The organism is Rhodosalinus sp., assembly GCF_041685465.1.
Taxonomy (GTDB): domain Bacteria; phylum Pseudomonadota; class Alphaproteobacteria; order Rhodobacterales; family Rhodobacteraceae; genus Rhodosalinus.
The window spans coordinates 1-24,729 of sequence record NZ_JAWLFS010000009.1 but is presented as its reverse complement, the minus strand read 5'-3'; the positions used below and the strand labels follow the sequence as shown (position 1 = coordinate 24,729).

The following is a 24,729-nucleotide window of genomic DNA, read 5'->3' as shown; positions in this document are numbered from 1 at the left end:
TCTGGTGGAATGGCAGTTCCGCGTGGCGGCGGGCGAGCCGCTGCCGGTACGGCAGGAGGAGTTGACGCTCTCCGGTCATGCCTTCGAGGCGCGGCTCTACGCCGAGGACGTGGCCAAGGGCTTCCTGCCCGCCACGGGGCGGCTGTCGCATCTGGCGTTTCCCGACGGTGCGCGCGCGGACACCGGCGTGCGCGCGGGCGACGCGATCACGCCGCATTACGACCCGATGATCGCGAAGCTCGTGGTGCATGGTCCCACCCGCGACATCGCGCTGAGGAAGCTGCGCCGCGCGCTGGACGCGACGCAGGTGGCCGGGACGGTGACGAACCTCGCCTTTCTCGGCGCGCTCGCGCGGCACGCGGGCTTCGCGGCGGGCGACGTGGACACGGGGCTCATCGACCGGGACCGCGGCGCGCTGGTGCGGGAGGAGAGCCCCGCGCCCGAGACGGTGGCCGAGGCGGCGCTCGCCTGCGCGGGGCTCCTCGAGGCACGGGCGCCGGAGACGGGCTTCACCCTCTGGGCGCCGCTTCGCCGGCGCGTCGCGCTCCGTCACGGCGAGACCGAGGTCGAGGTGCAGATCCGCGCCGAGGGACCGGAGGCGCATGTGCTGGAGCTCGACGGGCGGGAGATCCGCGCCGAGCGGCGCGACGGGCACTGGCGGTTCGACGGGCGCCCGGCCGCGGGTGCGCATCTGGACGAGGGGCGCGTCACCGTCTTCGATGGTCAGGGCCATGTTCTCGCCATTGCCGACCCGCTGGAGCGCGGCGCGGCGGCGCATGGCACGGACGTGATCGAGGCGCCGATGCCGGGGCTGCTGCGCGAGGTGCTCGTCGCGGCGGGGGAGAGGGTGGAGGCCGGCCAGCGCCTCGCCGTGCTGGAGGCGATGAAGATGGAGCATGCGCTGACCGCCTGGCGCGACGGGGTGGTGGCCGAGGTCCTCGCCGTGCCCGGCGGGCAGGTCGAGGCGGGTGCGGCGCTCCTCCGGTTGGAGGACGCCGAGAATGGCTGAGCGCGCCGAGGTCTTCGAGGTGGGCCCGCGCGATGGGCTGCAGAACGAGACGGCGGAGATCCCGACCGAGGCGAAGATCGCCTTCGTGGACTGCCTGAGCCGGGCGGGCTTCCGTCGCATCGAGGTGGCGAGCTTCGTCAGCCCGAAGCGGGTGCCGCAGATGGCGGATTCGGGCGCCGTGCTGGCCGGCATCCGCCGCGCGCCGGGGGTCTCCTACGCGGCGCTCACGCCGAACATGACCGGCTTCGAGCGCGCGGTCGCGGCGCGGGCCGACGAGATCGCGGTCTTCGCCTCCGCCTCGGAGGGCTTCTCGCGGGCCAACATCAACGCGACCGTGGCCGAGAGCCTCGCGCGGTTCCGCCCCGTCGTGGAGGCGGCGCGGGGGGCGGGGCTGCCGGTGCGCGGCTACGTCTCCTGCGTGACGGACTGCCCCTACGACGGGCCGGTGGCGCCCGAGGCGGTGGCGCGGGTGGCCGGCGCGCTCCATGCCATGGGCTGCTACGAGATCAGCCTCGGCGACACGATCGGGCAGGGCACGCCGGAGGGGGTGGTCGCGATGCTGGAGGCGGTGGCCGGCGTGGTGCCGCCGGCGCGGCTCGCCGGGCATTTCCACGACACCGCCGGGCGTGCGCTGGAGAATATCGAGGCGGCGCTCGACAGGGGGCTCCGCGTCTTCGACGCGGCGGCGGGCGGGCTCGGTGGCTGCCCCTTCGCGCCGGGGGCGGCCGGCAACGTGGCGACCGAGCGGGTGGCCGCGCGGCTCGCCGCGCTCGGTTACGAGACGGGGCTCGACATGGCCGTGCTCGACGAGGCCGCGGCGATGGCCCGCGCGATGCGGGCGGGATGAGGCAAGGCGTTTGCAAACGCCTTGCCCAAAATTCTTGCAAGAATTTTGGGGGCGCGGGATGAACGACGTCGAGACGATCCGGATCGGGACCGACGCGCGGGGGGTGGCGACGCTCACCCTCGCGCGGGCGGAAAAGCACAATGCCATGTCCGCGCGCATGATCGCGGAGTTGACGGAGGCGGCGCACGCCCTCGGCGAGGACGCGGGGGTTCGGGCGGTGGTGCTCGCGGGCGAGGGCCGGAGCTTCTGCGCCGGCGGCGATCTTGGCTGGATGCGCGAGCAGATGGCGGCCGACCGCGCGACGCGCATCAAGGAGGCCACGAAGCTCGCCGAGATGCTGCTGGCGCTCGACCGGATGCCCAAGCCGCTGATCGGGCGGCTGCATGGCAACGCCTTCGGCGGCGGCGTCGGCCTCGCCTCGGTCTGCGACGTGGCGATCGGCGCCGAGGGGGTGAAGATGGGGCTCACGGAGACGCGCCTCGGGATCATCCCGGCGACCATCGGGCCGTATGTCGTCGCGCGCATGGGGGCGGCGAAGGCGCGCCGCGTCTTCATGTCGGCGCGGGTCTTCGGCGCGGAGGAGGCCGAGCGGCTGGGCCTTCTCGCCCGGGTGGTGCCGGAGGAGGAGCTCGACGCGGCGGTGGAGCGGGAGGTCGCGCCCTATCTCGCCTGCGCGCCGGGGGCGGTGGCCGCGGCCAAGGCGCTGATCCGCGACGTCTCCACCCCGCCCGACGCGGCGATGATCCGCACGACGATCGAGGCGCTCGCCGACCGCTGGGAGACGGCGGAGGCCGACGAGGGCACCGCCGCCTTCTTCGAGAAGCGCAAGCCCGCCTGGGCCCCGGAGGGGTGACCGCGCAGATCGCGCATCTCTACGCGCTGGGGTGCCTTGCCGGCGTCTTCTTCGAGATCGCGGTGGTCGCGGGGGTGCCGCTCGGGTCGTGGACGCAGGGCGGACGGTACCCCGGCGCCCTGCCGCTGCGCGCGCGCCTGCTCGCGGCCGCGACGGTCCCGGTGCTCGTCTTTCAGGCGCTCGCGATCCTCTCCGCGGCCGGGTTTCCCGGGCTCGGCTGGCCGCGCTGGACGGGCTGGGCCGCGCTCGGGCTGACCCTTGCCGAGGCAGGCCTCGCGCGGGTCTCGCGGTCGCGTGACGAGCGCGCGGTGCGGGGGCCGGTGACACTGGTCATGGTGGGGTGTGCGGGCTACGTCATGGGTGTGACGCAGGCGCAGGGCTGACGCGACGCGCGGATCCCGACGGGTGGCTTGACGCTGCCGGCATGCGGCCGCATACAGCGAGCGCCGCGCGTCCTTCCCGGCCCTTCGCGGCATGCCGCGCCGCGGCGTCTGTTGACCGGACCGGGGGGCGAGCGTATCTCAGGTGCACCGCGGCCCGGCGCGGCGGGCGCACCGAAGGCCGGAAAGGAGCCGTCTCATGGACGACCTGCTCAGGGAATACGCGCCGATCCTTCTGCTTCTGGCGGTGGCGATCGGGCTCGGGCTGATCCTGATCCTCGCGGCGGTCGTGCTCGCCGTGCGCAATCCGGACCCCGAGAAGGTCTCGGCCTACGAGTGCGGCTTCAACGCCTTCGACGACGCGCGGATGAAGTTCGACGTGCGCTTCTATCTCGTCTCCATCCTGTTCATCATCTTCGATCTGGAAATCGCCTTCCTCTTTCCGTGGGCGGTGGCGTTCTCGGAAATCTCGATGGCGGCCTTCTGGTCGATGATGGCCTTCATCGCCGTGCTGACCGCGGGTTTCGCCTACGAATGGAAGAAGGGGGCCATGGAATGGCAGTGACGCCGAACACCGAGACCGGCGCGGTCGAGGCCGCAGGCCCCGACACGGACCACGCGACGCAGACGCTCAACCGCGAGCTGCAGGACAAGGGCTTTCTCGTCACGACGACCGAGGACCTCATCAACTGGGCGCGCACCGGCTCGCTGCACTGGATGACCTTCGGCCTCGCCTGCTGCGCGGTCGAGATGATGCATACCTCGATGCCGCGCTACGACGCCGAGCGCTTCGGCGTGGCGCCGCGCGCCTCGCCCCGGCAGTCGGACGTGATGATCGTGGCCGGCACGCTGACGAACAAGATGGCGCCGGCGCTGCGCAAGGTCTACGACCAGATGCCGGAGCCGCGCTACGTGATCTCGATGGGCTCCTGCGCCAACGGCGGGGGATACTATCACTACAGCTATTCGGTGGTGCGCGGCTGCGACCGCATCGTGCCGGTGGACATCTACGTGCCCGGCTGCCCGCCGACGGCGGAGGCGCTGCTTTACGGCGTGATGCAGCTGCAGCGCAAGATCCGCCGCACGGGCACCATCACGCGCTGAAACCCCGGAGGAGCCGATGACCGCAGAGGCCCAGACCGCCGCGCTCGAGGAGCTCGGCGCGCATATCGAGAGCCGGCGCCCGGACTGCGTGCTGTCATGGAGGGTGGAGCGCGGCGAGCTCGTCGTGAGCGTCGCGCCGGCGCGCGTGGCGGGGCTCGTGGAGTTCCTGAAACGGGACTCGAGTTGCGGGTTCTCCACCCTCGTGGACATCACCGCGGTGGACTGGCCCGAGCGGCCCAAGCGCTTCGACGTGGTCTATCACCTGCTCTCGATGTATCAGAACCATCGCATCCGCCTGCGCGCGCCGGTGGACGAGGATGAGCTTCTGCCCTCGATCACGCCGGTGCATCCGTCGGCCGGCTGGTTCGAGCGCGAGGTCTTCGACATGTTCGGCATCCTGTTTTCGGGCCATCCCGACCTGCGCCGCATCCTGACGGACTACGGATTTCGCGGGCACCCGCTGCGCAAGGACTTTCCGACCACGGGCTACACCGAAGTGCGCTACGACGAGACGGCCAAGCGCGTGGTCTACGAGCCGGTGAGCCTCGTGCAGGAGTACCGCCAGTTCGATTTCATGTCGCCGTGGGAAGGGGCGCACTACGTCCTGCCGGGCGACGAAAAGTCCGAGGAGGGCGCACAATGATGGGCGGTGGATACGGTATGGGCGGCGGCGGTCTGATCTGGCTCGTCGTCATCGGCGCGCTGGTGGTGATCCCCTTCTGGAAGCTGCTGCCCCGCTTCGGCATCCCGGCGTGGGTGTCGCTGGTCGCGATTATCCCGCTCGGGGCGCTGGTGCTCCTGTGGATCATGGCGTTCAAGGATGACGGAGGCCGCGCATGATGGACGGCACCAAGGGGTTCGACGACGTCGAGACCGGCGAACAGCAGATCCGCAACTTCAACATCAACTTCGGGCCGCAACACCCTGCGGCGCATGGCGTCCTGCGTCTCGTTCTCGAGCTCGACGGGGAGGTCGTCGAGCGGGTGGACCCGCATATCGGGCTTCTGCACCGCGGCACCGAGAAGCTGATGGAGAGCCGCACCTACCTGCAGAACCTGCCGTATTTCGACCGGCTCGATTACGTCGCGCCGATGAACCAGGAGCATGCCTGGTGCCTCGCCATCGAGAAGCTCACCGGCGTCGAGGTGCCGCGCCGCGGACAGCTCATCCGCGTGCTCTTCTGCGAGATCGGCCGCGTGCTGAACCACCTTCTCAACGTCACGACGCAGGCGATGGATGTCGGCGCGCTCACGCCCCCGCTCTGGGGCTTCGAGGAGCGCGAGAAGCTGATGGTCTTCTACGAGCGCGCCTGCGGGGCGCGGCTGCACGCGGCCTATTTCCGCCCCGGCGGCGTTCATCAGGACCTGCCGCCCCAGCTTCTCGACGATATCGAGGAATGGGCGGCGGCCTTCCCCGCCGTGCTCGACGATATCGACGGGCTGCTGACCGAGAACCGCATCTTCAAGCAGCGCAACGTCGACATCGCTGTGGTGACCGAGCAGGACATCCTCGACTGGGGCTTCTCGGGGCCGATGGTCCGCGGCTCGGGCCTTGCCTGGGACCTGCGGCGCGCGCAGCCCTACGAGTGCTACGACGAGTTCGAGTTCCAGATCCCGGTGGGCAGGAACGGCGACTGCTACGACCGCTACCTCGTGCGGATGCAGGAGATGCGCGAGAGCGTGAAGATCATCCAGCAGGCGATCGCCAAGCTGCGCGAGGAGGGACCGGGCGAGGTCATGGCGCGCGGCAAGATCTCGCCGCCCGAGCGCGCCGAGATGAAGACCTCGATGGAGGCGCTGATTCACCACTTCAAGCTCTACACCGAGGGCTTTCATGTCCCCGAGGGCGAGGTCTACGCCGCGGTCGAGGCGCCCAAGGGCGAGTTCGGCGTCTACCTCGTGGCCGACGGCACCAACCGGCCCTACCGCGCGAAGCTGCGCGCGCCGGGCTTCCTGCACCTGCAGGGGATGGAGCATATCACCCGCGGCCATCAGCTCGCCGACGTGGCGGCGATCATCGGCACGCTCGACGTCGTCTTCGGAGAGATCGACCGATGAGGCGCGCTGCCGCGGCCCTTGCCGTGCTGCCGCTCGCGGCCGCCTGCACGCTGCCCCCGGAGGGCACGACCGAGGCGGATCGCGCGGCCTATGACGCCGCGGTGGCGAGCGTCGGCTGCACGCTGAAGTCCGGCTCGGATTATGAGCCGGTCGAGCTCCAGACCGGGCTCAGCCGGCAGCAGATCATGGATATCTCGCGCTATCGCGTCGCGCAGGAGCGCGCGGTGCGCACGCCCGAAGACGGCGTGCGTCTGACCGCCGGCCCCTGCGCCCCGGACGCCTGAGCGGCGCGGATCACACGAAGGAACAGGCATGCTTCGACGCCTCCATCACGAGCAGCCCGAGAGCTTCGCCTTCACGCCCGAGAATCTCGAATGGGCGAAGGCGCAGATGTCCAAGTATCCCGAGGGCCGGCAGGCGAGCGCGATCATCCCGCTCCTCTGGCGCGCGCAGGAGCAGGAGGGCTGGCTCACCCGGCCCGCGATCGAATACGTCGCCGAGATGCTCGGCCTCGCGCATATCCGGGCACTGGAAGTGGCGACCTTCTACTTCATGTTCCAGCTCGCGCCGGTGGGCTCGGTCGCGCATGTGCAGGTCTGCGGCACGACCTCCTGCATGATCTGCGGGGCCGAGGACCTGATGGCCGTCTGCAAGGAGAAGATCGCGAGGGAGCCGCATCAACTCAGCGCGGACGGCAGGTTCTCCTGGGAGGAGGTCGAGTGCCTCGGCGCCTGCGCGAACGCGCCGATGGCGCAGATCGGCAAGGACTATTACGAGGACCTCACCGCCGAGCGTCTGAACGAGATCCTCGACGCCTTCGCCGCGGGCGAGGTGCCGACGCCCGGGTCGCAGACGGGCCGCTACGCCTCCGAACCCGCGGGCGGGCTCACGACGCTGGCCGCGCATGCGGAGGGACGTCCGCCGCAGAACGCCGCCGTGGCGCGCGCGCTCGAGGCGGGCGATACCGTCAAGCGCATCGACGGCAGCGAGGAGGGGCTCCGCACCCCGTGGCGGGATATCTCGCGGGAGCCGGGAGACGCCGAGCCGGACCCTGAGGGGCCGGTGCTGGCTGCCGGACATCCGGCGGACGGCACCGGCATCGACAAGCGCGAGGCGCCGGTACAGGGCCGCGGCAAGCCCGCGACCGGCGACCCGGCTCCGGCGCCCGAGGGGCCGGCGGAGCCTGATGTGGAGCCGGCCGCCGTCGCGCCCGGCACGCCGCCCGCACGGCTGGAGGCGCCGCGCGGCGGCGTGGCGGACGATCTGCAGCGGATCGAGGGGATCGACGCCGCGCTCGCCGAAGGGCTCGCGGCGCTCGGCATCCACCATTTCGATCAGATCGCCGGCTGGGGCGCCGAGGAGATCGCATGGATCGACTACCACCTCGAGGATGCCGAAGGACGCGTCGCCCGCGACGCCTGGGTGGAGCAGGCGCGTCTTCTCGCCGAGGGGGGAGAGACGAGGCAGGCCGGTCGTGCTAAAACGGGCGATGTCGATCAGAACACGTAACCGGCATCACCTGAGGGGGACGAGAGATGGCGCAGACGGATAACGACACGACCTGCACGATGGTTTGTTGGGGGTTCGGGGGCGTCTCCGGCCTCGGCGTGCTGATCATCGGCGTGCAGGAGGGCTTGTGGTTCATCGTGTCCCTGATCCTCGGGATCGCCTTTGCGGGATGGTTCGGGTTGTTTCTGCAGCGCAAGCTCTGCGGTACCGTCGCCATGCCCTGGGAGGGCCAGTCGCTGGGCGAGTTGACGGGAATCGAGAAGCTCTCGCCGCAGCGCAAGCGCGAGTTGGGGCTGGAAGAGGAGCCGCCGGCGCCGGCCCCGGCACCGCAGCGCGACGTTCCGGCGCCAGCGCCCGCCCCGAAGCCCGCCGCGGCGGCGTCCGAGGCGCGCGCGGAGGCCCCGGCCGCGCCCGCGCCCGCGGCGCGCGAGACGGAAACCGAGACGGAAGCGACGGAGGATGACGGCGCGGGCACCAAGCCGGCCCTGCGCGACGCACCGCGCGCGGGCGGCGCGGATGACCTGAAGCAGATCAAGGGGGTCGGCCCGAAGCTCGAACAGCTTCTCAACCGCATGGGTGTCTATCACTTCGACCAGATCGCCGGCTGGAGCGCGGAGGAGGTCGCCTGGGTCGACGCCAATCTCGAGGGGTTCAAGGGCCGGGTGACGCGCGACGACTGGGTGGCGCAGGCCAGGGCGCTCGCCTCGGGCGAGCGCGGCTGACCCGCGACGGAGGGCGGATGCCGCAGGACCGGACGCCGGACGAGGAGTGCCGCCGCGCCATCGCGCGACAGGGCCGCGTGATCGCCGTGGTGATCGCGGTTGCGGGTCTCGCGGCGCTCCTCGCGCCGTGGCTCGCCGGAACGGTCGGCCTCCCTGTGCGGGCGGAGATGCTGATCTATCTTGCAACGATGGGCGCCTTTCTCTGGGCGTTCATCGCGGCCATCGGGCTCTGGCGCCGGCGGAACGGCTGAGGCCGGCGCGGAAAGGAACGGGAATGCTCAAGGACGAAGACCGTATCTTCACCAATCTCTACGGGATGCACGACCGCTCGCTCGCGGGCGCCAAGGCGCGCGGGCACTGGGACGGCACCGCCGAAATCATCGCGCGCGGCCGCGAGGGGATCGTCGAGGAAGTGAAGAAGTCGGGCCTGCGCGGCCGGGGCGGCGCGGGCTTCCCCACCGGGCTCAAGTGGTCCTTCATGCCCAAGGAGTCGGACGGGCGGCCCGCCTACCTGGTGGTGAACGCCGACGAGTCCGAGCCCGGCACCTGCAAGGACCGCGAGATCATGCGCCACGATCCGCACACGCTGATCGAGGGCTGCCTGATCGCCTCCTTCGCGATGGGGGCGCATGCCTGCTACATCTACATTCGCGGCGAATACATCCGCGAACGCGAGGTTCTGCAGGCCGCGATCGACGAATGCTACGACGCGGGGCTGCTGGGGCGGAACGCGGCCGGGTCGGGCTGGGACTTCGACCTCTACCTGCATCACGGCGCGGGCGCCTACATCTGCGGCGAGGAGACGGCGCTCCTCGAAAGCCTCGAGGGCAAGAAGGGCATGCCGCGCATGAAGCCGCCGTTCCCGGCGGGCGCGGGGCTCTACGGCTGCCCGACGACGGTGAACAACGTCGAGAGCATCGCCGTGGTGCCCACGGTCCTGCGCCGCGGCGCCGACTGGTTCTCGGGCTTCGGTCGGGCGAACAACACCGGCACCAAGGTCTTCGCCGTTTCGGGGCATGTGAACCACCCCTGCGTCGTCGAGGAGGAGATGTCGATCCCCTTCGAGGAGCTGATCGAGCGCCACTGCGGCGGCGTGCGCGGCGGCTGGTCGAACCTCAAGGCGGTGATCCCCGGCGGCTCGTCGGTGCCGCTGCTGCCCGGCTCCGTGATGCGCGAGGGCATCATGGATTTCGACTGGCTGCGCGAGAACCGCTCGGGCCTCGGCACCGCGGCGGTGATCGTGATGGATCAGTCGACCGACATCATCAAGGCGATCTGGCGGCTGTCGAAGTTCTACAAGCACGAAAGCTGCGGCCAGTGCACCCCCTGCCGCGAGGGCGCGGGCTGGATGATGCGCGTGATGGAGCGGCTCGTGACCGGCGAGGCCGAGGTCGAGGAGGTCGACATGCTGCTCGACGTGACCAAGCAGGTCGAGGGGCACACCATCTGCGCCCTCGGCGACGCCGCGGCCTGGCCGATCCAGGGCCTGATCCGGCACTTCCGCGACGAGATCGAGGATCGCATCAAGGCGCAGAAGTCGGGCCGCGTCAGCGCCGTGGCGGCGGAGTGAGCGCGGGCCGGGGGCGCCGATGAAGAAGTACCGCTTCGAGGAGGGGGGCGATGTCGCCGCCGATATCCGCGGGAAATACGGCTACGACGGCGAGCTGGCGGCGATCTACGCCGGCAACGACGGGCCGGTGGTGCACAAGTGGCACCATTACATTCCCCTCTACGACCGGTATCTCGGCCGCTTCTGCGGCACGCCGGTGCGCTTTCTCGAGATCGGCGTCGCCAAGGGCGGGAGCCTGCGGATGTGGCGCCGCTGGCTCGGGGAGGCGGCCGTGATCTTCGGCATCGACGTTCGCCCGCACTGTGCGCGCTTCGACGGCGACGCGGGCGCGGTGCGCATCGGGTCGCAGGCCGATCCGGCGTTCCTCGACGCCGTGGTGGACGAGATGGGGGGGCTCGACGTGGTGCTCGACGACGGCAGCCACAGGATGGAGCACATCCGGGCAAGTTTCGAGCATCTCTTCCCGCGCCTTGCCGCGGACGGTGTCTATGTCGTCGAGGACCTGCACACCGCCTACTGGCCGAAATACGGCGGCGGGTACGGCACGTCCGGTAATTTCTTCCGGTATCTCGCGGAGCTGGCCGACGACATGCATCACTGGTATCACCCCCACGGCGAGCGCCGCGCGGGCCTCGGCGCGGCGGTGTCGGGCCTGCATGTCCACGACTCCATGGCGGTGTTCGAGAAGGGGCCGGTGCATCGGCCGACGCATTCGAGGGTGGGCGCATGAAGCCAGTCCTGCAGATCGCCGCGCTCGGCTGCGCGCTGGCCCTCGCGGCCTGCGGCGGCGGGCGAACCGAGATCGCCTTTGAGGGCGAGGTCTACCGCGCCACCTCAACCGCCGGTGACCCGCGCGAGAGCTTCACCGCGACCGCCCGGCCGGTAGGGGCCGGGCCCGCCGGTGCGGTGCTCGCCGCCGAGCACGAGGGCAAGCGCTACTGCATCGAGAATTTCGGCACCTCGGACATCGTCTGGGATATCGGCCCGGACAGCGACCCGGCGGCGCTGCCGGTGGAGGGCGACGCGGTGACGCTCGCCGGGACGTGCGACCCGTGGTGAGTCTGCGCGGCCTCCTCTGCGCCGCGGCGCTTCTGGCTCCGCCGGGGGTGGGGGCGGCGGTCGTCGCCTCCGAGCGTCCGCCGCTCCGCGAGGTGCAGGAGATCGACGGCGCGCTGCTCGCCATCGCGATCGCCGACGAGGTACGCCGGACCTGCGACGCCATCGCGCCGCGCTGGCTGCGCGCCTACGGCCGGCTGAACGCGCTCCGGGGTCGGGCCGAAGCCCTCGGCTATTCAGATGCCGAGATCGAAGATTATGTGGAGAGCGAGGCCGAGAAGGCGCGGATGCGACGGCTGGGCGAGGCCTACGTCCGCCAGCGTGGCTACGACCCGTCCGTGACCGCCGAGCTCTGCGCCTTCGGGCGGGACGAGATCGCACGGGGCAGCGCCGTGGGCGCGCTCCTCAGAGAGAAGTGAGATCATGACCGAACTGCGCAAGATCGTCATCGACGGCCGGGAGATCGAGGTCGATCCGGCCATGACCCTGATCCAGGCCTGCGAGGAGGCCGGCATCGAGATCCCGCGCTTCTGTTACCACGAGCGCCTGTCGATCGCCGGCAACTGCCGGATGTGCCTCGTCGAGGTGGTGGGCGGCCCGCCGAAGCCCGCCGCCTCCTGCGCGATGCAGGTGCGCGACCTGCGTCCGGGGCCGGAGGGCCAGCCGCCGCAGGTGCGGACGAACTCGCCGATGGTGAAAAAGGCGCGCGAGGGGGTGATGGAGTTCCTGCTCATCAACCACCCGCTCGACTGCCCGATCTGCGACCAGGGCGGCGAATGCGACCTGCAGGATCAGGCGATGGCCTACGGGGTGGATTTCTCCCGCTACCGCGAGCCGAAGCGCGCGGTCGAGGATCTGGACCTCGGCCCGCTGGTCGAGACGCACATGACGCGCTGCATCTCCTGCACGCGCTGCGTGCGCTTCATCACCGAGGTGGCGGGGATGCCCGAGCTCGGCCAGACGGGGCGGGGCGAGGACGCCGAGATCACCAGCTACCTCGGCCAGACGCTCGATTCGAACCTGCAGGGCAACATCATCGACCTCTGCCCGGTGGGCGCGCTGGTCTCCAAACCCTACGCCTTCACCGCGCGGCCCTGGGAGCTGACCAAGACCGAGTCGATCGACGTGATGGACGCGCTCTGCTCCAGCATCCGCGTGGACACCAAGGGGCGCGAGGTGATGCGCATGCTGCCCCGCAACCACGACGGCGTGAACGAGGAGTGGATCTCGGACAAGACGCGCTTCGTCTGGGACGGGCTGCGCCGCCAACGCCTCGACCGGCCCTACATCCGCGAGAACGGCAAGCTGCGCGCCGCCACCTGGGGCGAGGCGCTGAAGCTCGCGGGCGAAAAGCTCCGCACGGCGGAACGCCCGGCGGGCCTCGTCGGTGATCTCGCCAACACAGAGGCGGCCTTCGCGCTGCGCCAGCTGATGGAAAGCCTCGGCGGCGTGGCGGAGTGCCGGGTGGACGGCGCGAAGCTGCCCGCCGGCAACCGCTCGGCCTACGTCGGGACCGCCGCGATCGAGGATATCGATGCCGCGCGCAACATCGTGCTCGTCGGCACCGATCCCCGCAACGAGGCGCCGGTCCTGAACGCGCGCCTGCGCAAGGCGTGGCTCGCCGGCGGCGAGGTGAGCCTGATCGGCGAGCCGGTGGATCTGACATTCGACGTGCATCACGCGGGCCGCGGCGGCGCCGATCTCGCGCGCTTGGCCGACGGCAAGGCCGAGCTTCCGAAGACGGCGGAGGGGCCGGGCCTCGTCATCGTGGGGCAGGCGGCGCTACGGCGGCCGGACGGCGAGGCGGTGCTCGCGAGCGCCATGCGCCTCGCCGAGCGGATGGAGGCGGGCCTTCTCGTCCTGCACACCGCCGCCGGCCGCGTCGGGGCGATGGATGCGGGCGCGACCTGCGAGGGCGGTCTGGAGGCGGCCCTGACATCGGATGTGATCTGGGCGCTCGGCGTGGACGAGACCGACATCCCCGAGGGCCCCTTCGTCATCTATCAGGGCAGCCACGGCGACCGCGGCGCGCACCGCGCCGACCTGATCCTGCCCGGCGCCGCCTGGACGGAGGAGCAGGCGCTCTTCGTCAACACCGAAGGCCGCCCGCAGCTCGCGCTGCGCGCGGGCTTCCCGCCGGGAGACGCCAAGGAGAACTGGGCGATCCTGCGCGCCGTTTCGGCCGAGGCCGGCGCGCAGCTGCCCTACGACAGCCTCGCGCAGCTGCGCCAGAAACTGGTGGCCGAGGCGCCGTGGCTGGCCAGGGTGGACCGCGTGCCGGAGAACGACTGGACGCCTCTGGCGCCGGGCGAGGTGTCCGAGGCGCCCTTCGGCCTGGCCCTGGGCGACTTCTACCTCACCAACCCCATCGCGCGGGCGAGCGAGGTGATGGCCGATCTCTCGGCCCGGGCGCAGGCGCGCGCGGCGGAGCGCATCGCCGCGCAATGAGGGCGCAGGGCGGGGCGCTCGCGCTCGTCGCGGCGCTCGCGGCGGGCTGCGCCGACACAGCAGGCGACGCGCCGGTCGATCCGGCGCCCGCGCGACCGGCAGAGGAGTATCTGGGCGTGGAGACGCGGCTTCTGGACGATGATCTGGTGACCTTCCGGGTCGCCATGGCGGGCAAGGCCCCGGCCGACGCGCTGCGTGCCTACACGGACTGCGCCGCGGCCCGCTACGCGCTGATCCGCGGCTACGGGTTCGCGCGCCACGTGCGCACGAATCTGGACCGGGAGGGTGGCACCACGACCGCAGATGCGGTTTACACCATCTCGGCGGCCCTGCCGCGCGGCGTCCACCCGCTCGACGCGGCGACGGTGGCCGGCGCCTGCGACGACCGCGGCATTCCGACGGTATGAGGACCTGATGGACGCTTTCTTCGCCACGCCTCTCGGCACCTTCCTGATCGTATTGGCACAGTGCCTTTCGGTCCTCGGCTTCGTGATGATCTCGCTGCTGTTCCTCGTCTACGCCGACCGCAAGGTCTGGGCGGCGGTGCAGATGCGGCGGGGGCCGAACGTCGTGGGCGCCTTCGGGCTGCTGCAGACGGTGGCCGACGCGCTGAAATACGTCCTGAAGGAGGTCGTCGTGCCCGCCGGCGCGGACCGGCCGGTCTTCATCATGGCGCCGATGACGAGCTTCGTGCTCGCCGTGCTGGCCTGGGCGGTGATTCCGTTCAACGACAGCTGGGTGCTCGCCGACATCAACGTGGCGATCCTCTACGTCTTCGCCATGTCCTCGCTCGAGGTCTACGGCGTCATCATGGGCGGCTGGGCCTCGAACTCGAAGTATCCCTTCCTCGGGAGCCTGCGCTCGGCGGCGCAGATGATCTCCTACGAGGTCTCCATCGGCCTCGTCATCATCGGCGTGATCCTCTCGACCGGCTCGATGAACTTCGGCGCCATCGTGGGCGCACAGGACAGCGCGGCGCATTTCTTCGGCTGGTACTGGCTGCCGCATCTGCCGATGGTGGCGCTCTTCTTCATCTCCGCGCTCGCCGAGACGAACCGCCCGCCCTTCGACCTGCCGGAGGCGGAATCGGAACTCGTCGCCGGCTACCAGGTGGAGTACTCCTCGACGCCCTTCCTGCTCTTCATGGCCGGCGAATACATCGCCGTCTTCCTGATGTGCGCGCTGATGAGCCTCCTGTTCTTCGGCGGCTGGCTCTCGCCCATCCCCGGGCTGCCGGACGGCGCGCTCTGGATGCTGGCGAAGATGCTCTTCTTCTTCTTCCTCTTCGCCATGGTGAAGGCGGTGACGCCGCGCTACCGCTACGACCAGCTCATGCGCCTCGGCTGGAAGGTCTTCCTGCCGATGAGCCTGATCTGGGTCGTCTTCGTGGCCTTCGCCGCAAAGTTCGAATGGTTCTGGGGCATCTATGCCCGCTGGTCCGTGGGAGGCTGACATGCAGGAACTCAAGACCGCGATCCTCGACGCCCGCTACATCGACATGATGGAGCTCGCCGCCACCGCGGCCGAGGCTGCCGACCAGAGCCCGGAGCGGGACAACCAGATGGCCGGCCCCCGCGCACAGGCGATCGCCGCGGCGATCTTCCGCTGGGCCGCCGACGACATCGACGGAGACGGCAAATGACGCAGATCGACTACGGCCGCGCCGCGAAATACTTCCTTCTCACCGATTTCCTGCAGGGGATGAAGCTGGGCCTGCGCTACTTCTTCGCGCCGAAGGCGACGGTGAACTACCCGCACGAGAAGGGCCCGCTCTCGCCACGGTTCCGCGGCGAGCACGCGCTGCGCCGCTACCCCAACGGCGAGGAGCGCTGCATCGCCTGCAAGCTCTGCGAGGCGATCTGTCCCGCGCAGGCGATCACCATCGACGCCGAACCGCGCGCCGACGGCTCGCGCCGCACCACGCGCTACGACATCGACATGACGAAGTGCATCTACTGCGGCTTCTGCCAGGAGGCCTGCCCGGTCGACGCCATCGTCGAGGGCCCGAATTTCGAATTCGCGACCGAGACGCGCGAGGAACTCTACTACGACAAGGAAAAGCTCCTCGAGAACGGCGAGCGGTGGGAGGCGGAGATCGCCCGCAACCTCGAACTGGACGCCCCCTATCGATGAGCCGGCGCGCCGCCCGGACCATGCCGCGCGTACCGCGGCCGCGGGAGGGGGCGCTGCCCCCTCTTGGCCTTCGGCCAATTCACCCCCGGAGTATTTCGGCCAAGATGATGGGGTCGGCTCGGGTCGCCCATCATCTTGGTGTAAATACTCCGGGGAGCGCGAGGGGCAGCGCCCCTCGCCCGCACGAAGTGCCAGAGAATGTGCGCGCGGCACGCGCGCGCCGCAGGGTTACGTTCGGGGAGGGCGCGGCGTGAGCGATCGGACCCCTCTCGAGGAGATGATGGCGCGCTGGCAGGAGATGGCGCGCACGGTGAATCCCTCGTTCGAGCCCTTCAATCCCCGCGCGCTGGAGGCGATGTGGCCGACCATGCCGCGCGAGTGGATGGAGTTGGCCTTCGGCAACGCCTGGAACAGGGAGGGGCTCGACGCCAGGACGCGGCTCCTCTTGACTTTGGCCGGGCTCACGATGCAGGGGGCGCAGGCCGATGCGCAGATCCGGATGACGGTGCGCCACCTCGTCGAGGCGGGGGCGACGCGCCAGGAGATCGTCGAAGCGATCGGCATGATGTCGGTCTTCGCCGGGTTGCCGGCGATGACGCGGGCGATGCATCTCGCGCAGGAGGCGCTCGAGGCGCCGACGGCCGAGGGAGACGAGGAGAATTGACCATGGCCGCCTTCGCCTTCTATCTCTTCGCGCTCGGCTGCGTGGCCGGCGGGCTTTTCACGGTGATCTCGCGCAACCCGGTCTATTCGGTGCTCTGGCTGATCCTCTCGTTCCTGTCGGCGGCGGGGCTCTTCGTTCTGATGGGCGCGGAGTTCGTGGCGATGCTGATGATCATCGTTTACGTGGGTGCGGTCGCGGTGCTTTTCCTTTTCGTCGTGATGATGCTCGACGTCGATTTCGCGAAGCTCAAGGCGGGGATGGCGCGCTACATGCCGCTCGCCCTGCTGATCGGGGTGGTGCTGCTGATGCAGCTGGGCCTCGCGCTCGGCGGCTGGCAGGGGGCCGAGGTCGCCGAGGCGCAGCGCGCGCAGCCGATCCCGGCGGACCGGCACAACACCGAGGCGCTCGGCATGGTGCTTTACGATCGCTACTTCCTGCTGTTCCAGCTCTCGGGCCTGATCCTTCTGGTGGCGATGGTGGGTGCGATCCTGCTGACGCTGCGCCATCGCGCGGACGTCAAGCGGCAGAACGTGCTGGCGCAGATGTACCGCGACCCTGGGAAGGCCATGGAACTCAAGGACGTGAAGCCGGGGCAGGGGCTTTGAACCCGCGGGCACGAGGGCGGGGGCAACGGCCCGGAGGGACGGAATGATCGGACTGGAACATTATCTCACGGTGGCGGCGGCGCTCTTCGTCATCGGCATCTTCGGGCTCTTCCTCAACCGGAAGAACGTCATCATCCTCCTGATGTCGGTCGAGATCATCCTGCTCTCGGTGAACATCAACCTCGTCGCCTTCTCCTGGTATCACGGCGATCTGGTGGGACAGATCTTCACGCTCTTCGTGCTGACCGTCGCGGCGGCGGAGGCGGCGATCGGGCTCGCCATCCTCGTCGTCTTCTTCCGCAACCGCGGCACGATCGCGGTGGAAGACGTCAACATGATGAAGGGCTGAGCCGATGGACGGACTCGACTGGATCGGCATGGTGATCGCCCTTCTCGCCGGGGGCGGCGGCGTGGCGTATTTCGCGATGCGCGATCTGCGGCGCCCGCGCCGCGGCGACAGCGAGGAGACCGACTGAGATGGAGACGCTGCTTCTGTTCGCGCCGCTCGTCGGCGCCCTGATCGCCGGGTTCGGCTGGCGGGCGATCGGGGAGACGGCGGCCATGTGGGTGGCGACCGGGCTCCTGGTCTTCTCGGCGCTCCTGTCGTGGATCGTGTTCCTGAGTTTCGACGGCACCACCGAGACCATCCAGATCCTGCGCTGGATCGAGAGCGGCACGCTCGCGACCGACTGGGCGATCCGGCTCGACCGGCTGACGGCGGTGATGCTGATCGTGGTGACGACCGTCTCGGCGCTCGTGCATCTCTATTCCTTCGGCTACATGGCGCATGACGAGAATTTCCGCGAGGGCGAGGCCTACAAGGCGCGCTTCTTCGCCTATCTCTCGCTCTTCACCTTCGCCATGCTGATGCTGGTGACGGCCGACAACCTCGTGCAGCTCTTCTTCGGCTGGGAGGGCGTGGGCCTCGCCTCCTACCTGCTGATCGGGTTCTATTACCGCAAGCCCTCGGCCAATGCCGCCGCGATCAAGGCCTTCGTGGTCAACCGGGTGGGCGATTTCGGCTTCGCGCTCGGGATCTTCGCGATCTTCTTCCTCGTGGATTCCGTGCGCTTCGAGGACGTCTTCGCCGCCGCGCCGACCATCGCCGAGACGCAGATCAGCTTCCTCTGGGGGAGCTGGAACGCGGCGGAGCTGGTGGCATTCCTGCTCTTCATCGGGGCGATGGGGAAGTCGGCGCAGCTTCTGCTTCACACATGGCTGCCGGACGCGATGGAGGGGCCGACGCCGGTCTCGGCGCTCATCCATGCCGCGACGATGGTCACGGCCGGCGTCTTCCTCGTCTGCCGGATGTCGCCGGTGATGGAGTTCGCGCCCAACGCCATGACCTTCGTCACCTGGCTGGGCGCGGCGACGGCCTTCTTCGCGGCGACCGTCGGCCTCGTGCAGACCGACATCAAGCGCGTGATCGCCTATTCCACCTGCTCGCAGTTGGGCTACATGTTCGTCGCCGCGGGCGTGGGCGCCTACCCGGTGGCGATGTATCACCTGCTGACGCATGCCTTCTTCAAGGCGATGCTCTTCCTCGGTGCGGGCTCTGTCATCCACGGGATGCATCACGAGCAGGACATGCGGAACTATGGCGGCCTGCGGGCGAAGTTTCCCTACACCTTCTGGGCCATGCTGATCGGCACGCTGGCGATCACGGGCGTCGGCATTCCCGCGGTGCTCTTCACGCTGGGCGGCATACCCATCGGCTTCGCCGGGTTCCTGAGCAAGGACGCGGTGATCGAGAGCGCCTATGCCGGCGCGGGCGGCGTGCCCTTCTGGCTCCTGGTGATCGCGGCGCTCCTGACGAGCTTCTATTCCTGGCGGCTCATGTTCCTGACCTTCTGGGGCAAGCCGCGCGGCGACAAGCAGACGCATGCCCATGCGCACGAGAGCCCGGCGGTGATGACCGTGCCGCTCGGCGTGCTCGCCGTGGGCTCGGTGCTCGCCGGCATGGTCTGGTACAACGCCTTCTTCGGGCACACCGACAGCGTGGCGAAGTTCTTCGCCATGCCCTACGCCGAGGCGGAGGCCGAGGCCGGGGAGGATGCCTACGGCTACGTCTTCGCGGGCGAGCCGGGGGAGGGCGCGCTCTACATGGCGCCCGGGAACACGGTGATTGCCGACGCGCACGCGGTGCCGAAATGGGTGAAGGTGAGTCCCTTCTTCGCCATGCTCATCGGGCTCGGCCTCGCCTGGCTCTTCTACATCCGCGATCCGTCGATCCCGAAGCGCCTCGCCGAGAGCCAGCGGCCCCTCTACCTCTTCCTGCTGAACAAGTGGTATTTCGACGAGCTCTACGACGCCGTCTTCGTCCGGCCCGCGCGCGGCGTGGCCCGCACGCTCTGGAAGCGGGGTGACGGCGACGTGATCGACGGGACCATCAACGGCGTCTCCATGGGCGCGATCCCCTGGCTCACGCGGCTCGCGGGGCGGGCGCAGACGGGGTACATCTTTTCCTACGTCTTCTGGATGGTGGTGGGGATCGTCGCGCTGATCACCTGGGTGACGCTCACCGGGGGGGCGCGCTGATGGACAACCTGATTTCCATCGTCACCTTCACGCCGGCGATCGCGGCGCTGATCCTCGGCGTCTTCCTGCGCGGCGACGACGCGGCGGCGAGGAGCAACGCGCGCTGGCTCGCGCTGATCGCGACCACGGCGACCTTCCTCGTCTCGCTCTTCATCCTGTTTCAGTTCGACCCGTCCGACACCGGCTTCCAGATGGTGGAAGAGGCGGAATGGATCTTCGGCCTCTCCTACAAGGTGGGCGTGGACGGGATCAGCGTGCTCTTCGTGCTGCTCACGACCTTCATCATGCCGCTGACGATCGCCGCCTCCTGGCACGTCACGGAGCGGGTGAAGGAATACATGATCGCCTTCCTCGTGCTCGAGACGCTGATGATCGGCGTTTTCGTGGCGCTCGACCTGGTGCTCTTCTACCTCTTCTTCGAGGCGGGGCTGATCCCGATGTTCCTGATCATCGGGATCTGGGGCGGGAAGGAACGGATCTACGCCGCCTTCAAGTTCTTCCTCTACACCTTCCTCGGCTCGGTGCTGATGCTGGTGGCGATGGTGGCGATGTATGTCGACGCCGGCACGACCGACATCGCGGCGCTCCTGCGCCATCAGTTCGCCTCCGAGACGCTCGACCTCTGGGGGCTCCGGATCGTCGGTGGCGCGCAGACGCTGATGTTCCTCGCCTTCTTCGCCTCCTTCGCGGTCAAGATGCCGATGTGGCCGGTGCACACCTGGCTGCCGGACGCGCACGTTCAGGCGCCGACCGCCGGTTCGGTGGTGCTCGCCGCGATCCTGCTGAAGATGGGGGGCTACGGCTTCCTGCGCTTCAGCCTGCCGATGTTCCCGGTGGGCGCCGACGTGATCGCGCCGCTGATCCTCTGGCTCAGCGCGATCGCCGTGGTCTACACGAGCCTCGTCGCGCTCGCGCAGGAGGACATGAAGAAGCTGATCGCCTATTCCTCGGTCGCGCACATGGGCTTCGTGACCATGGGTATCTTCGCGGCGAACCAGCAGGGGCTCGACGGCGCGATCTTCCAGATGATCAGCCACGGCTTCATCTCCGGCGCGCTCTTCCTCTGCGTGGGCGTGATCTACGACCGGATGCACACCCGCGAGATCGAGGCCTACGGCGGCCTCGTGAACCGCATGCCGGCCTATGCCGCGGTCTTCATGCTCTTCACCATGGCGAACGTCGGGCTGCCGGGGACGAGCGGCTTCGTCGGCGAGTTCCTGACCATGATGGGCGCCTTCCAGGTCAACACCTGGGTCACCGCGGTCGCGGCGACGGGCGTGATCCTCTCGGCGGCCTACGCGCTCTGGCTCTACCGCCGGGTGGTGCTCGGCGACCTGATCAAGGCGAGCCTCAAGTCGATCACCGACATGGACCGCCGGGAAAAGGCGATCTTCGCGCCCTTCGTCGTGATGACGCTGCTGCTCGGCGTCTATCCGGCGCTCGTGACCGACATCATCGGGCCGTCGGTCGCCGCGCTCGTCGAGGGCTACGATACCGCGCTCGCGCAGCACGACGCCGCCAGCATGGTGGCAGCGGCAGAGGAGGCCGCGCAATGACCGCTCAGGACCTCGCCCTTCTCGCGCCGGAAATCGTGCTCGCCCTCTATGCCATCGCGGCGCTGCTCGGCGCGGTCTACACGACCGAGGACGCGCTTGCGCCGCAGATCACCTGGGCCACCGCGGCGGTCTTCGTGGCGCTCGCCGCGTGGATCGCCACGCGCGGCCCCGGCGCGGAGGAGGCCTTCGGCGGTCTCGTGGTCGTCGACGGCTTCTCGCGCTTCACCAAGGCGGCGCTCCTCCTGTCGGCGGCCGCCGTCCTTGCCATCAGTCAGGACTACATGCAGCGTCGGGGGCTTCTCCGGTTCGAGTATCCGCTGCTCGTCGCCCTGTCGGTCGTGGGCATGATGGTCATGGTCTCCGCCGGCGATCTGATGTCGCTCTACCTCGGGCTGGAGCTGCAGTCGCTCGCGCTTTACGTGCTCGCGGCCTTCCGGCGCGACAGCGCGAAATCGACCGAGGCGGGGCTCAAGTACTTCATCCTCGGTGCGCTCTCCTCGGGGCTGCTGCTCTACGGCGCCTCGCTCGTCTACGGCTACGCGGGGACGACCCTCTTCACCGGCATCTTCGCCGCGGCGGGCGACGGGCGGGCCGAGATCGGGCTGCTGATCGGGCTCGTGCTGGTGGCCTCCGGCCTCGCCTTCAAGGTCTCGGCGGTGCCCTTCCACATGTGGACACCGGATGTCTACGAGGGCGCGCCGACCCCGGTCACCGCGTTCCTCTCCACCGCGCCCAAGATCGCGGCCATGGCGCTTTTCGCGCGCGTGCTGCACGACGCCTTCGGCGGCGTGGTCGCCGACTGGCAGCAGGTGGTCGCCGTTCTCGCGCTTCTGTCGATGTTCGTCGGCTCCATCGCGGCGATCGGGCAGACGAACATCAAGCGGCTGATGGCCTATTCCTCGATCGCGCACATGGGCTACGCGCTCATGGGGCTCGCGGCGGGGACGGCCTTCGGCGTGCAGGCGATGCTCGTTTACCTCGCGATCTACGTGGCGATGAGCATCGGCACCTTCGCCTTCATCCTCTCGATGGAGCGCGGCGGGGCACCGGTGGTCGAGATCGCGGCGCTCCGGATGTATGCGCGTCATCAGCCGGGCCGCGCCATGGCGATGCTGGTGCTCCTCTTCAGCCTCGCGGGCGTGCCGCCCTTCCTCGGCTTCTTCGCCAAGCTCTACGTGCTGCGCGCGGCCTACGAGGGCGGGCTGATCTGGCTCGCCGTCGGCGGCGTGCTGGCGAGCGTGATCGGCGCCTACTATTACCTGCGCATCGTCTACTTCATGTATTTCGGCGAGGAGCAGGCCGAGCCGGTCGAGGCCGGGGGCGGCGTCGTCCTCTGGGGCGCGCTCATGGCCGCGGCGGTGGTGATGCTGGTCGGCGTCGTCAATCTCTTCGGGATCGAGGGCGCGGCGGCCGCCGCCGCGACGGCGCTTGTCCGCTAGCGCCGCGCCCGCGGGCTGGCCCGCAGGGGTAGGGCGCGCGATCCTCGACGAAGCGCCCTCCACCATGGCCGAGGCCGCCGCCCGCGCAGGCGATGCGCCCGGTCCGCTCTGGATCATGGCGCGCCGGCAGACCGCGGGGCGCGGGCGGCGCGGCCGGGCCTGGGCCGATCCGCCGGGCAACCTTGCCGCGACGCTGCTTATGCCGGCGCCGGAGCCGGAGCGTGCGGCACTCATGTCCTTCGTCGCCGCGCTCGCGCTCTTCGACGCCTGCGCCGATGTCACGGGCCGGCCGGAGGCCTTTGCGCTCAAGTGGCCGAACGACGTGCTGCTGCACGGCCGCAAGCTCGCCGGCATCCTGCTCGAGACGGTGGCGCCCGCGCATCTCGCCATCGGGATCGGCGTCAACCTGCGCCACGCGCCGGAGCCCGCGACGCTGGAACCGGGGGCGGTGGCGCCCGTTTCGCTTGCCGAAGGGCTCGGCGCCGAAATGCCGCCGGACGCGTTTCTAACGCCGCTCGCCCGCGCCTTCGACGCGCGGTCGCGGAGCTTTGCGACCTACGGCTTCGCGCCGATCCGCACCGCCTGGCTCGATCGCGCGGCGCGGCTGGGCGAAACCGTGACCGCACGCATGGGCACGCATGAGGTGACGGGCCGCTTCGAGACGCTGGACGACCATGGGCGGCTGATCCTCGCCACGCCCGCAGGCCGGCAGGCCATCGCCGCGGCCGAGATATTCCTTGCCGGGGGAGAGGCGCATGCTGCTCGCGGTTGATTGCGGCAACACGAACACCGTCTTCTCGATCTGGGACGAGGACCATTTCGTGGCGACCTGGCGCATGGCGACGCAGCCGCAGCGCACGGCGGACGAGTATTACGTCTGGCTCTCGACGCTGAAGGCCTTCCAGAAGATCGAGCGCGACATCACGGATGTCGTCGTCTCCTCCACCGTGCCGCGGGTGGTGTTCAACCTGCGCGTCCTCGCCGACCGCTACTTTCACACGCGCCCGCTCGTCGTGGGGCGGGAGGACTGTTCGCTGCCGGTGGACGTGCGCGTCGATCCGGGCACACAGGTGGGGCCGGACCGGCTGGTGAACACGGTCGCCGGGCACGACCGTTACGGCGGCGACCTGATCGTGGTGGACTTCGGCACCGCCACCACCTTCGACGTGGTGGACGTCGACGGCGCCTACGTGGGTGGCGTGATCGCGCCGGGGGTCAACCTCTCGCTCGCGGCGCTGCACGATGCCGCCGCCGCGCTGCCGCATGTCGATATTTCCCGCCCGCAGCGCGTGGTGGGCACCAATACCGTCGCCTGCATGCAGTCGGGGATCTTCTGGGGCTACATCGGCCTCATCCGCGAGATCTGCGACCGCATCCGGGGCGAGCGCGACCGCGCCATGAAAGTCGTGGCGACCGGCGGGCTCGCGCCGCTCTTCCAGCAGGCGGAGACGCTTTTCGATCACTTCGACGACGACCTGACGATGCACGGGCTGACCGTGATCCATGCGCACAACAAGAAAGAGGAGGCTCGGGCACGATGAACGACCGTCTGATCTACCTGCCGCTCGGCGGCGCCGGCGAGGTCGGGATGAACGCCTATGTCTTCGGCTACGGCCCGAAGGGCAGGGAAAGGCTGATCCTCGTCGATCTCGGCGTGACCTTTCCCGACATGGACAGCTCGCCCGGCGTGGACCTGATCTTTCCCGATATCGGGTGGCTCGAGGCGAACCGCGAGCGGCTGGAGGCCGTCTTCATCACCCATGGGCACGAGGACCACGTCGGCGCCCTCGGCCATCTGCACGCCCGCCTCGGGGCGCCGCAGGTCTACGCGCGTGCCTTCACCGGCCATCTCGCCCGGCTCAAGATGGAGGAGCACGGGCAGGACCCGGCGCGCGTCTCCATCGCAGAGCCGATGCCCGAAATGGTCGAGGCCGGGCCGTTCCGGGTGGGCTTCCTGCCGGTCTCGCACTCGATCCCGGAAAGCGCCGGCATGGTCATCGACACGCCCGCGGGCCGGATCGTGCACACGGCGGACTTCAAGATCGACGTCACGCCCGTGGTGGGCGAACCCTTCGACCCCGGCGCATGGGAAGAGGCGGCGAAGCCGGGGGTGCAGGCGCTGATCTGCGATTCCACGAATGTTTTCGTCGAACGGCCGGGCCGGTCGGAGGCCTCGCTCTCCTCCGATCTCGAGTCGCTCGTCGCGGGATCGAGCGGCATGGTGGTGGCGACGACCTTC

General features: G+C 69.6%; 32 protein-coding genes. All 32 read left to right on the top strand.

Annotated elements, in window-relative coordinates; genetic code table 11:
• Positions 1-1,009 (top strand): biotin/lipoyl-containing protein (locus tag ACESL7_RS01430; RefSeq protein ID WP_372890712.1); only part of this gene is annotated, 1,009 nt, incomplete at its 5' end.
• The gene (locus ACESL7_RS01425; RefSeq protein ID WP_372890710.1) at positions 1,002-1,856 is read left to right on the top strand and encodes a hydroxymethylglutaryl-CoA lyase; all 855 of its coding nucleotides are present in this window, start codon (positions 1,002-1,004) and stop codon (positions 1,854-1,856) included. The genes ACESL7_RS01430 and ACESL7_RS01425, both read left to right, overlap by 8 nt.
• A gap of 58 nt (positions 1,857-1,914) precedes the next feature.
• Entirely contained in the window at positions 1,915-2,709 is a 795-nt protein-coding gene (locus ACESL7_RS01420) for a crotonase/enoyl-CoA hydratase family protein (RefSeq protein ID WP_372890708.1), read from the top strand.
• On the top strand, positions 2,706-3,092 hold the full coding sequence (locus ACESL7_RS01415; protein ID WP_372890706.1) for a hypothetical protein: 387 nt from the start codon (positions 2,706-2,708) through the stop codon (positions 3,090-3,092). Before ACESL7_RS01420 ends, ACESL7_RS01415 begins: the two co-directional genes overlap by 4 nt.
• Positions 3,093-3,288: 196 nt before the next feature.
• The gene (locus ACESL7_RS01410) at positions 3,289-3,654 is read left to right on the top strand and encodes an NADH-quinone oxidoreductase subunit A (RefSeq protein ID WP_372890704.1); all 366 of its coding nucleotides are present in this window, start codon (positions 3,289-3,291) and stop codon (positions 3,652-3,654) included.
• Positions 3,645-4,193: a NuoB/complex I 20 kDa subunit family protein gene (locus ACESL7_RS01405; RefSeq protein ID WP_372890702.1), complete on the top strand. Its 549-nt coding sequence runs from the start codon at positions 3,645-3,647 to the stop codon at positions 4,191-4,193. The genes ACESL7_RS01410 and ACESL7_RS01405 overlap by 10 nt, the downstream gene beginning before the upstream one ends.
• 16 nt (positions 4,194-4,209) lie before the next feature.
• Positions 4,210-4,836, top strand: coding sequence for an NADH-quinone oxidoreductase subunit C (locus ACESL7_RS01400; protein WP_372890700.1), 627 nt, complete (start codon positions 4,210-4,212; stop codon positions 4,834-4,836).
• On the top strand, positions 4,833-5,033 hold the full coding sequence (locus tag ACESL7_RS01395) for a hypothetical protein (RefSeq protein WP_372890698.1): 201 nt from the start codon (positions 4,833-4,835) through the stop codon (positions 5,031-5,033). Before ACESL7_RS01400 ends, ACESL7_RS01395 begins: the two co-directional genes overlap by 4 nt.
• On the top strand, positions 5,033-6,250 hold the full coding sequence (locus ACESL7_RS01390) for an NADH-quinone oxidoreductase subunit D (RefSeq protein WP_372890713.1): 1,218 nt from the start codon (positions 5,033-5,035) through the stop codon (positions 6,248-6,250). The genes ACESL7_RS01395 and ACESL7_RS01390 overlap by 1 nt, the downstream gene beginning before the upstream one ends.
• Complete coding sequence (locus ACESL7_RS01385) at positions 6,247-6,534, top strand: hypothetical protein (protein ID WP_372890696.1); 288 nt, start codon at positions 6,247-6,249, stop codon at positions 6,532-6,534. The genes ACESL7_RS01390 and ACESL7_RS01385 overlap by 4 nt, the downstream gene beginning before the upstream one ends.
• A gap of 28 nt (positions 6,535-6,562) precedes the next feature.
• Positions 6,563-7,759, top strand: a complete 1,197-nt coding sequence (locus ACESL7_RS01380; RefSeq protein WP_372890694.1) for an NADH-quinone oxidoreductase subunit E — start codon at positions 6,563-6,565, stop codon at positions 7,757-7,759.
• A 26-nt stretch (positions 7,760-7,785) separates the two neighbouring features.
• Positions 7,786-8,481, top strand: a complete 696-nt coding sequence (locus tag ACESL7_RS01375; protein WP_372890692.1) for an NADH:ubiquinone oxidoreductase — start codon at positions 7,786-7,788, stop codon at positions 8,479-8,481.
• Between the two features lie 17 nt (positions 8,482-8,498).
• Positions 8,499-8,732 (top strand): DUF5337 family protein, encoded by a 234-nt coding sequence (locus ACESL7_RS01370; protein ID WP_372890690.1) that lies wholly within the window; start codon positions 8,499-8,501, stop codon positions 8,730-8,732.
• A 23-nt stretch (positions 8,733-8,755) separates the two neighbouring features.
• Positions 8,756-10,051 (top strand): NADH-quinone oxidoreductase subunit NuoF, encoded by a 1,296-nt coding sequence (gene nuoF / locus ACESL7_RS01365; RefSeq protein ID WP_372890688.1) that lies wholly within the window; start codon positions 8,756-8,758, stop codon positions 10,049-10,051.
• A gap of 19 nt (positions 10,052-10,070) precedes the next feature.
• Positions 10,071-10,781 carry a class I SAM-dependent methyltransferase gene (locus ACESL7_RS01360; RefSeq protein WP_372890686.1) on the top strand — a complete coding sequence of 237 codons (711 nt, stop codon included), beginning with the start codon at positions 10,071-10,073 and terminating at the stop codon, positions 10,779-10,781.
• Positions 10,778-11,110 carry a hypothetical protein gene (locus ACESL7_RS01355; RefSeq protein WP_372890683.1) on the top strand — a complete coding sequence of 111 codons (333 nt, stop codon included), beginning with the start codon at positions 10,778-10,780 and terminating at the stop codon, positions 11,108-11,110. The genes ACESL7_RS01360 and ACESL7_RS01355 overlap by 4 nt, the downstream gene beginning before the upstream one ends.
• Positions 11,104-11,526 carry a DUF5333 domain-containing protein gene (locus ACESL7_RS01350; protein WP_372890680.1) on the top strand — a complete coding sequence of 141 codons (423 nt, stop codon included), beginning with the start codon at positions 11,104-11,106 and terminating at the stop codon, positions 11,524-11,526. Before ACESL7_RS01355 ends, ACESL7_RS01350 begins: the two co-directional genes overlap by 7 nt.
• Before the next feature lie 4 nt (positions 11,527-11,530).
• A complete protein-coding gene (nuoG, locus tag ACESL7_RS01345; protein ID WP_372890677.1) occupies positions 11,531-13,555 on the top strand; it encodes an NADH-quinone oxidoreductase subunit NuoG in 2,025 nt (674 codons plus the stop codon).
• Positions 13,552-13,962 carry a hypothetical protein gene (locus ACESL7_RS01340; RefSeq protein ID WP_372890675.1) on the top strand — a complete coding sequence of 137 codons (411 nt, stop codon included), beginning with the start codon at positions 13,552-13,554 and terminating at the stop codon, positions 13,960-13,962. Before nuoG ends, ACESL7_RS01340 begins: the two co-directional genes overlap by 4 nt.
• A gap of 7 nt (positions 13,963-13,969) precedes the next feature.
• Entirely contained in the window at positions 13,970-15,007 is a 1,038-nt protein-coding gene (gene nuoH, locus ACESL7_RS01335; protein ID WP_372890673.1) for an NADH-quinone oxidoreductase subunit NuoH, read from the top strand.
• 1 nt (position 15,008) lies between these two features.
• The gene (locus ACESL7_RS01330; protein WP_372890670.1) at positions 15,009-15,197 is read left to right on the top strand and encodes a hypothetical protein; all 189 of its coding nucleotides are present in this window, start codon (positions 15,009-15,011) and stop codon (positions 15,195-15,197) included.
• Complete coding sequence (gene nuoI, locus ACESL7_RS01325; protein WP_372890668.1) at positions 15,194-15,688, top strand: NADH-quinone oxidoreductase subunit NuoI; 495 nt, start codon at positions 15,194-15,196, stop codon at positions 15,686-15,688. Before ACESL7_RS01330 ends, nuoI begins: the two co-directional genes overlap by 4 nt.
• 250 nt (positions 15,689-15,938) lie before the next feature.
• On the top strand, positions 15,939-16,352 hold the full coding sequence (locus tag ACESL7_RS01320; protein ID WP_372890665.1) for a carboxymuconolactone decarboxylase family protein: 414 nt from the start codon (positions 15,939-15,941) through the stop codon (positions 16,350-16,352).
• Positions 16,353-16,354: 2 nt separating this feature from the next.
• Positions 16,355-16,957, top strand: a complete 603-nt coding sequence (locus ACESL7_RS01315; RefSeq protein WP_372890662.1) for an NADH-quinone oxidoreductase subunit J — start codon at positions 16,355-16,357, stop codon at positions 16,955-16,957.
• A 43-nt stretch (positions 16,958-17,000) separates the two neighbouring features.
• On the top strand, positions 17,001-17,306 hold the full coding sequence (nuoK, locus tag ACESL7_RS01310) for an NADH-quinone oxidoreductase subunit NuoK (RefSeq protein WP_115980543.1): 306 nt from the start codon (positions 17,001-17,003) through the stop codon (positions 17,304-17,306).
• Between the two features lie 4 nt (positions 17,307-17,310).
• Entirely contained in the window at positions 17,311-17,433 is a 123-nt protein-coding gene (locus ACESL7_RS01305) for a hypothetical protein (protein ID WP_372890659.1), read from the top strand.
• 1 nt (position 17,434) lies between these two features.
• Positions 17,435-19,495 carry an NADH-quinone oxidoreductase subunit L gene (gene nuoL / locus ACESL7_RS01300; RefSeq protein WP_372890656.1) on the top strand — a complete coding sequence of 687 codons (2,061 nt, stop codon included), beginning with the start codon at positions 17,435-17,437 and terminating at the stop codon, positions 19,493-19,495.
• Complete coding sequence (locus ACESL7_RS01295) at positions 19,495-21,051, top strand: NADH-quinone oxidoreductase subunit M (RefSeq protein WP_372890654.1); 1,557 nt, start codon at positions 19,495-19,497, stop codon at positions 21,049-21,051. The genes nuoL and ACESL7_RS01295 overlap by 1 nt, the downstream gene beginning before the upstream one ends.
• Positions 21,048-22,490, top strand: coding sequence for an NADH-quinone oxidoreductase subunit NuoN (gene nuoN, locus ACESL7_RS01290; RefSeq protein ID WP_372890652.1), 1,443 nt, complete (start codon positions 21,048-21,050; stop codon positions 22,488-22,490). The genes ACESL7_RS01295 and nuoN overlap by 4 nt, the downstream gene beginning before the upstream one ends.
• The gene (locus ACESL7_RS01285; protein WP_372890649.1) at positions 22,480-23,262 is read left to right on the top strand and encodes a biotin--[acetyl-CoA-carboxylase] ligase; all 783 of its coding nucleotides are present in this window, start codon (positions 22,480-22,482) and stop codon (positions 23,260-23,262) included. Before nuoN ends, ACESL7_RS01285 begins: the two co-directional genes overlap by 11 nt.
• Positions 23,246-24,031 (top strand): type III pantothenate kinase, encoded by a 786-nt coding sequence (locus tag ACESL7_RS01280; RefSeq protein WP_372890647.1) that lies wholly within the window; start codon positions 23,246-23,248, stop codon positions 24,029-24,031. The genes ACESL7_RS01285 and ACESL7_RS01280 overlap by 17 nt, the downstream gene beginning before the upstream one ends.
• On the top strand, positions 24,028-24,729 hold a 702-nt coding region (locus ACESL7_RS01275; protein ID WP_372890643.1), incomplete at its 3' end, for an MBL fold metallo-hydrolase. The genes ACESL7_RS01280 and ACESL7_RS01275, both read left to right, overlap by 4 nt.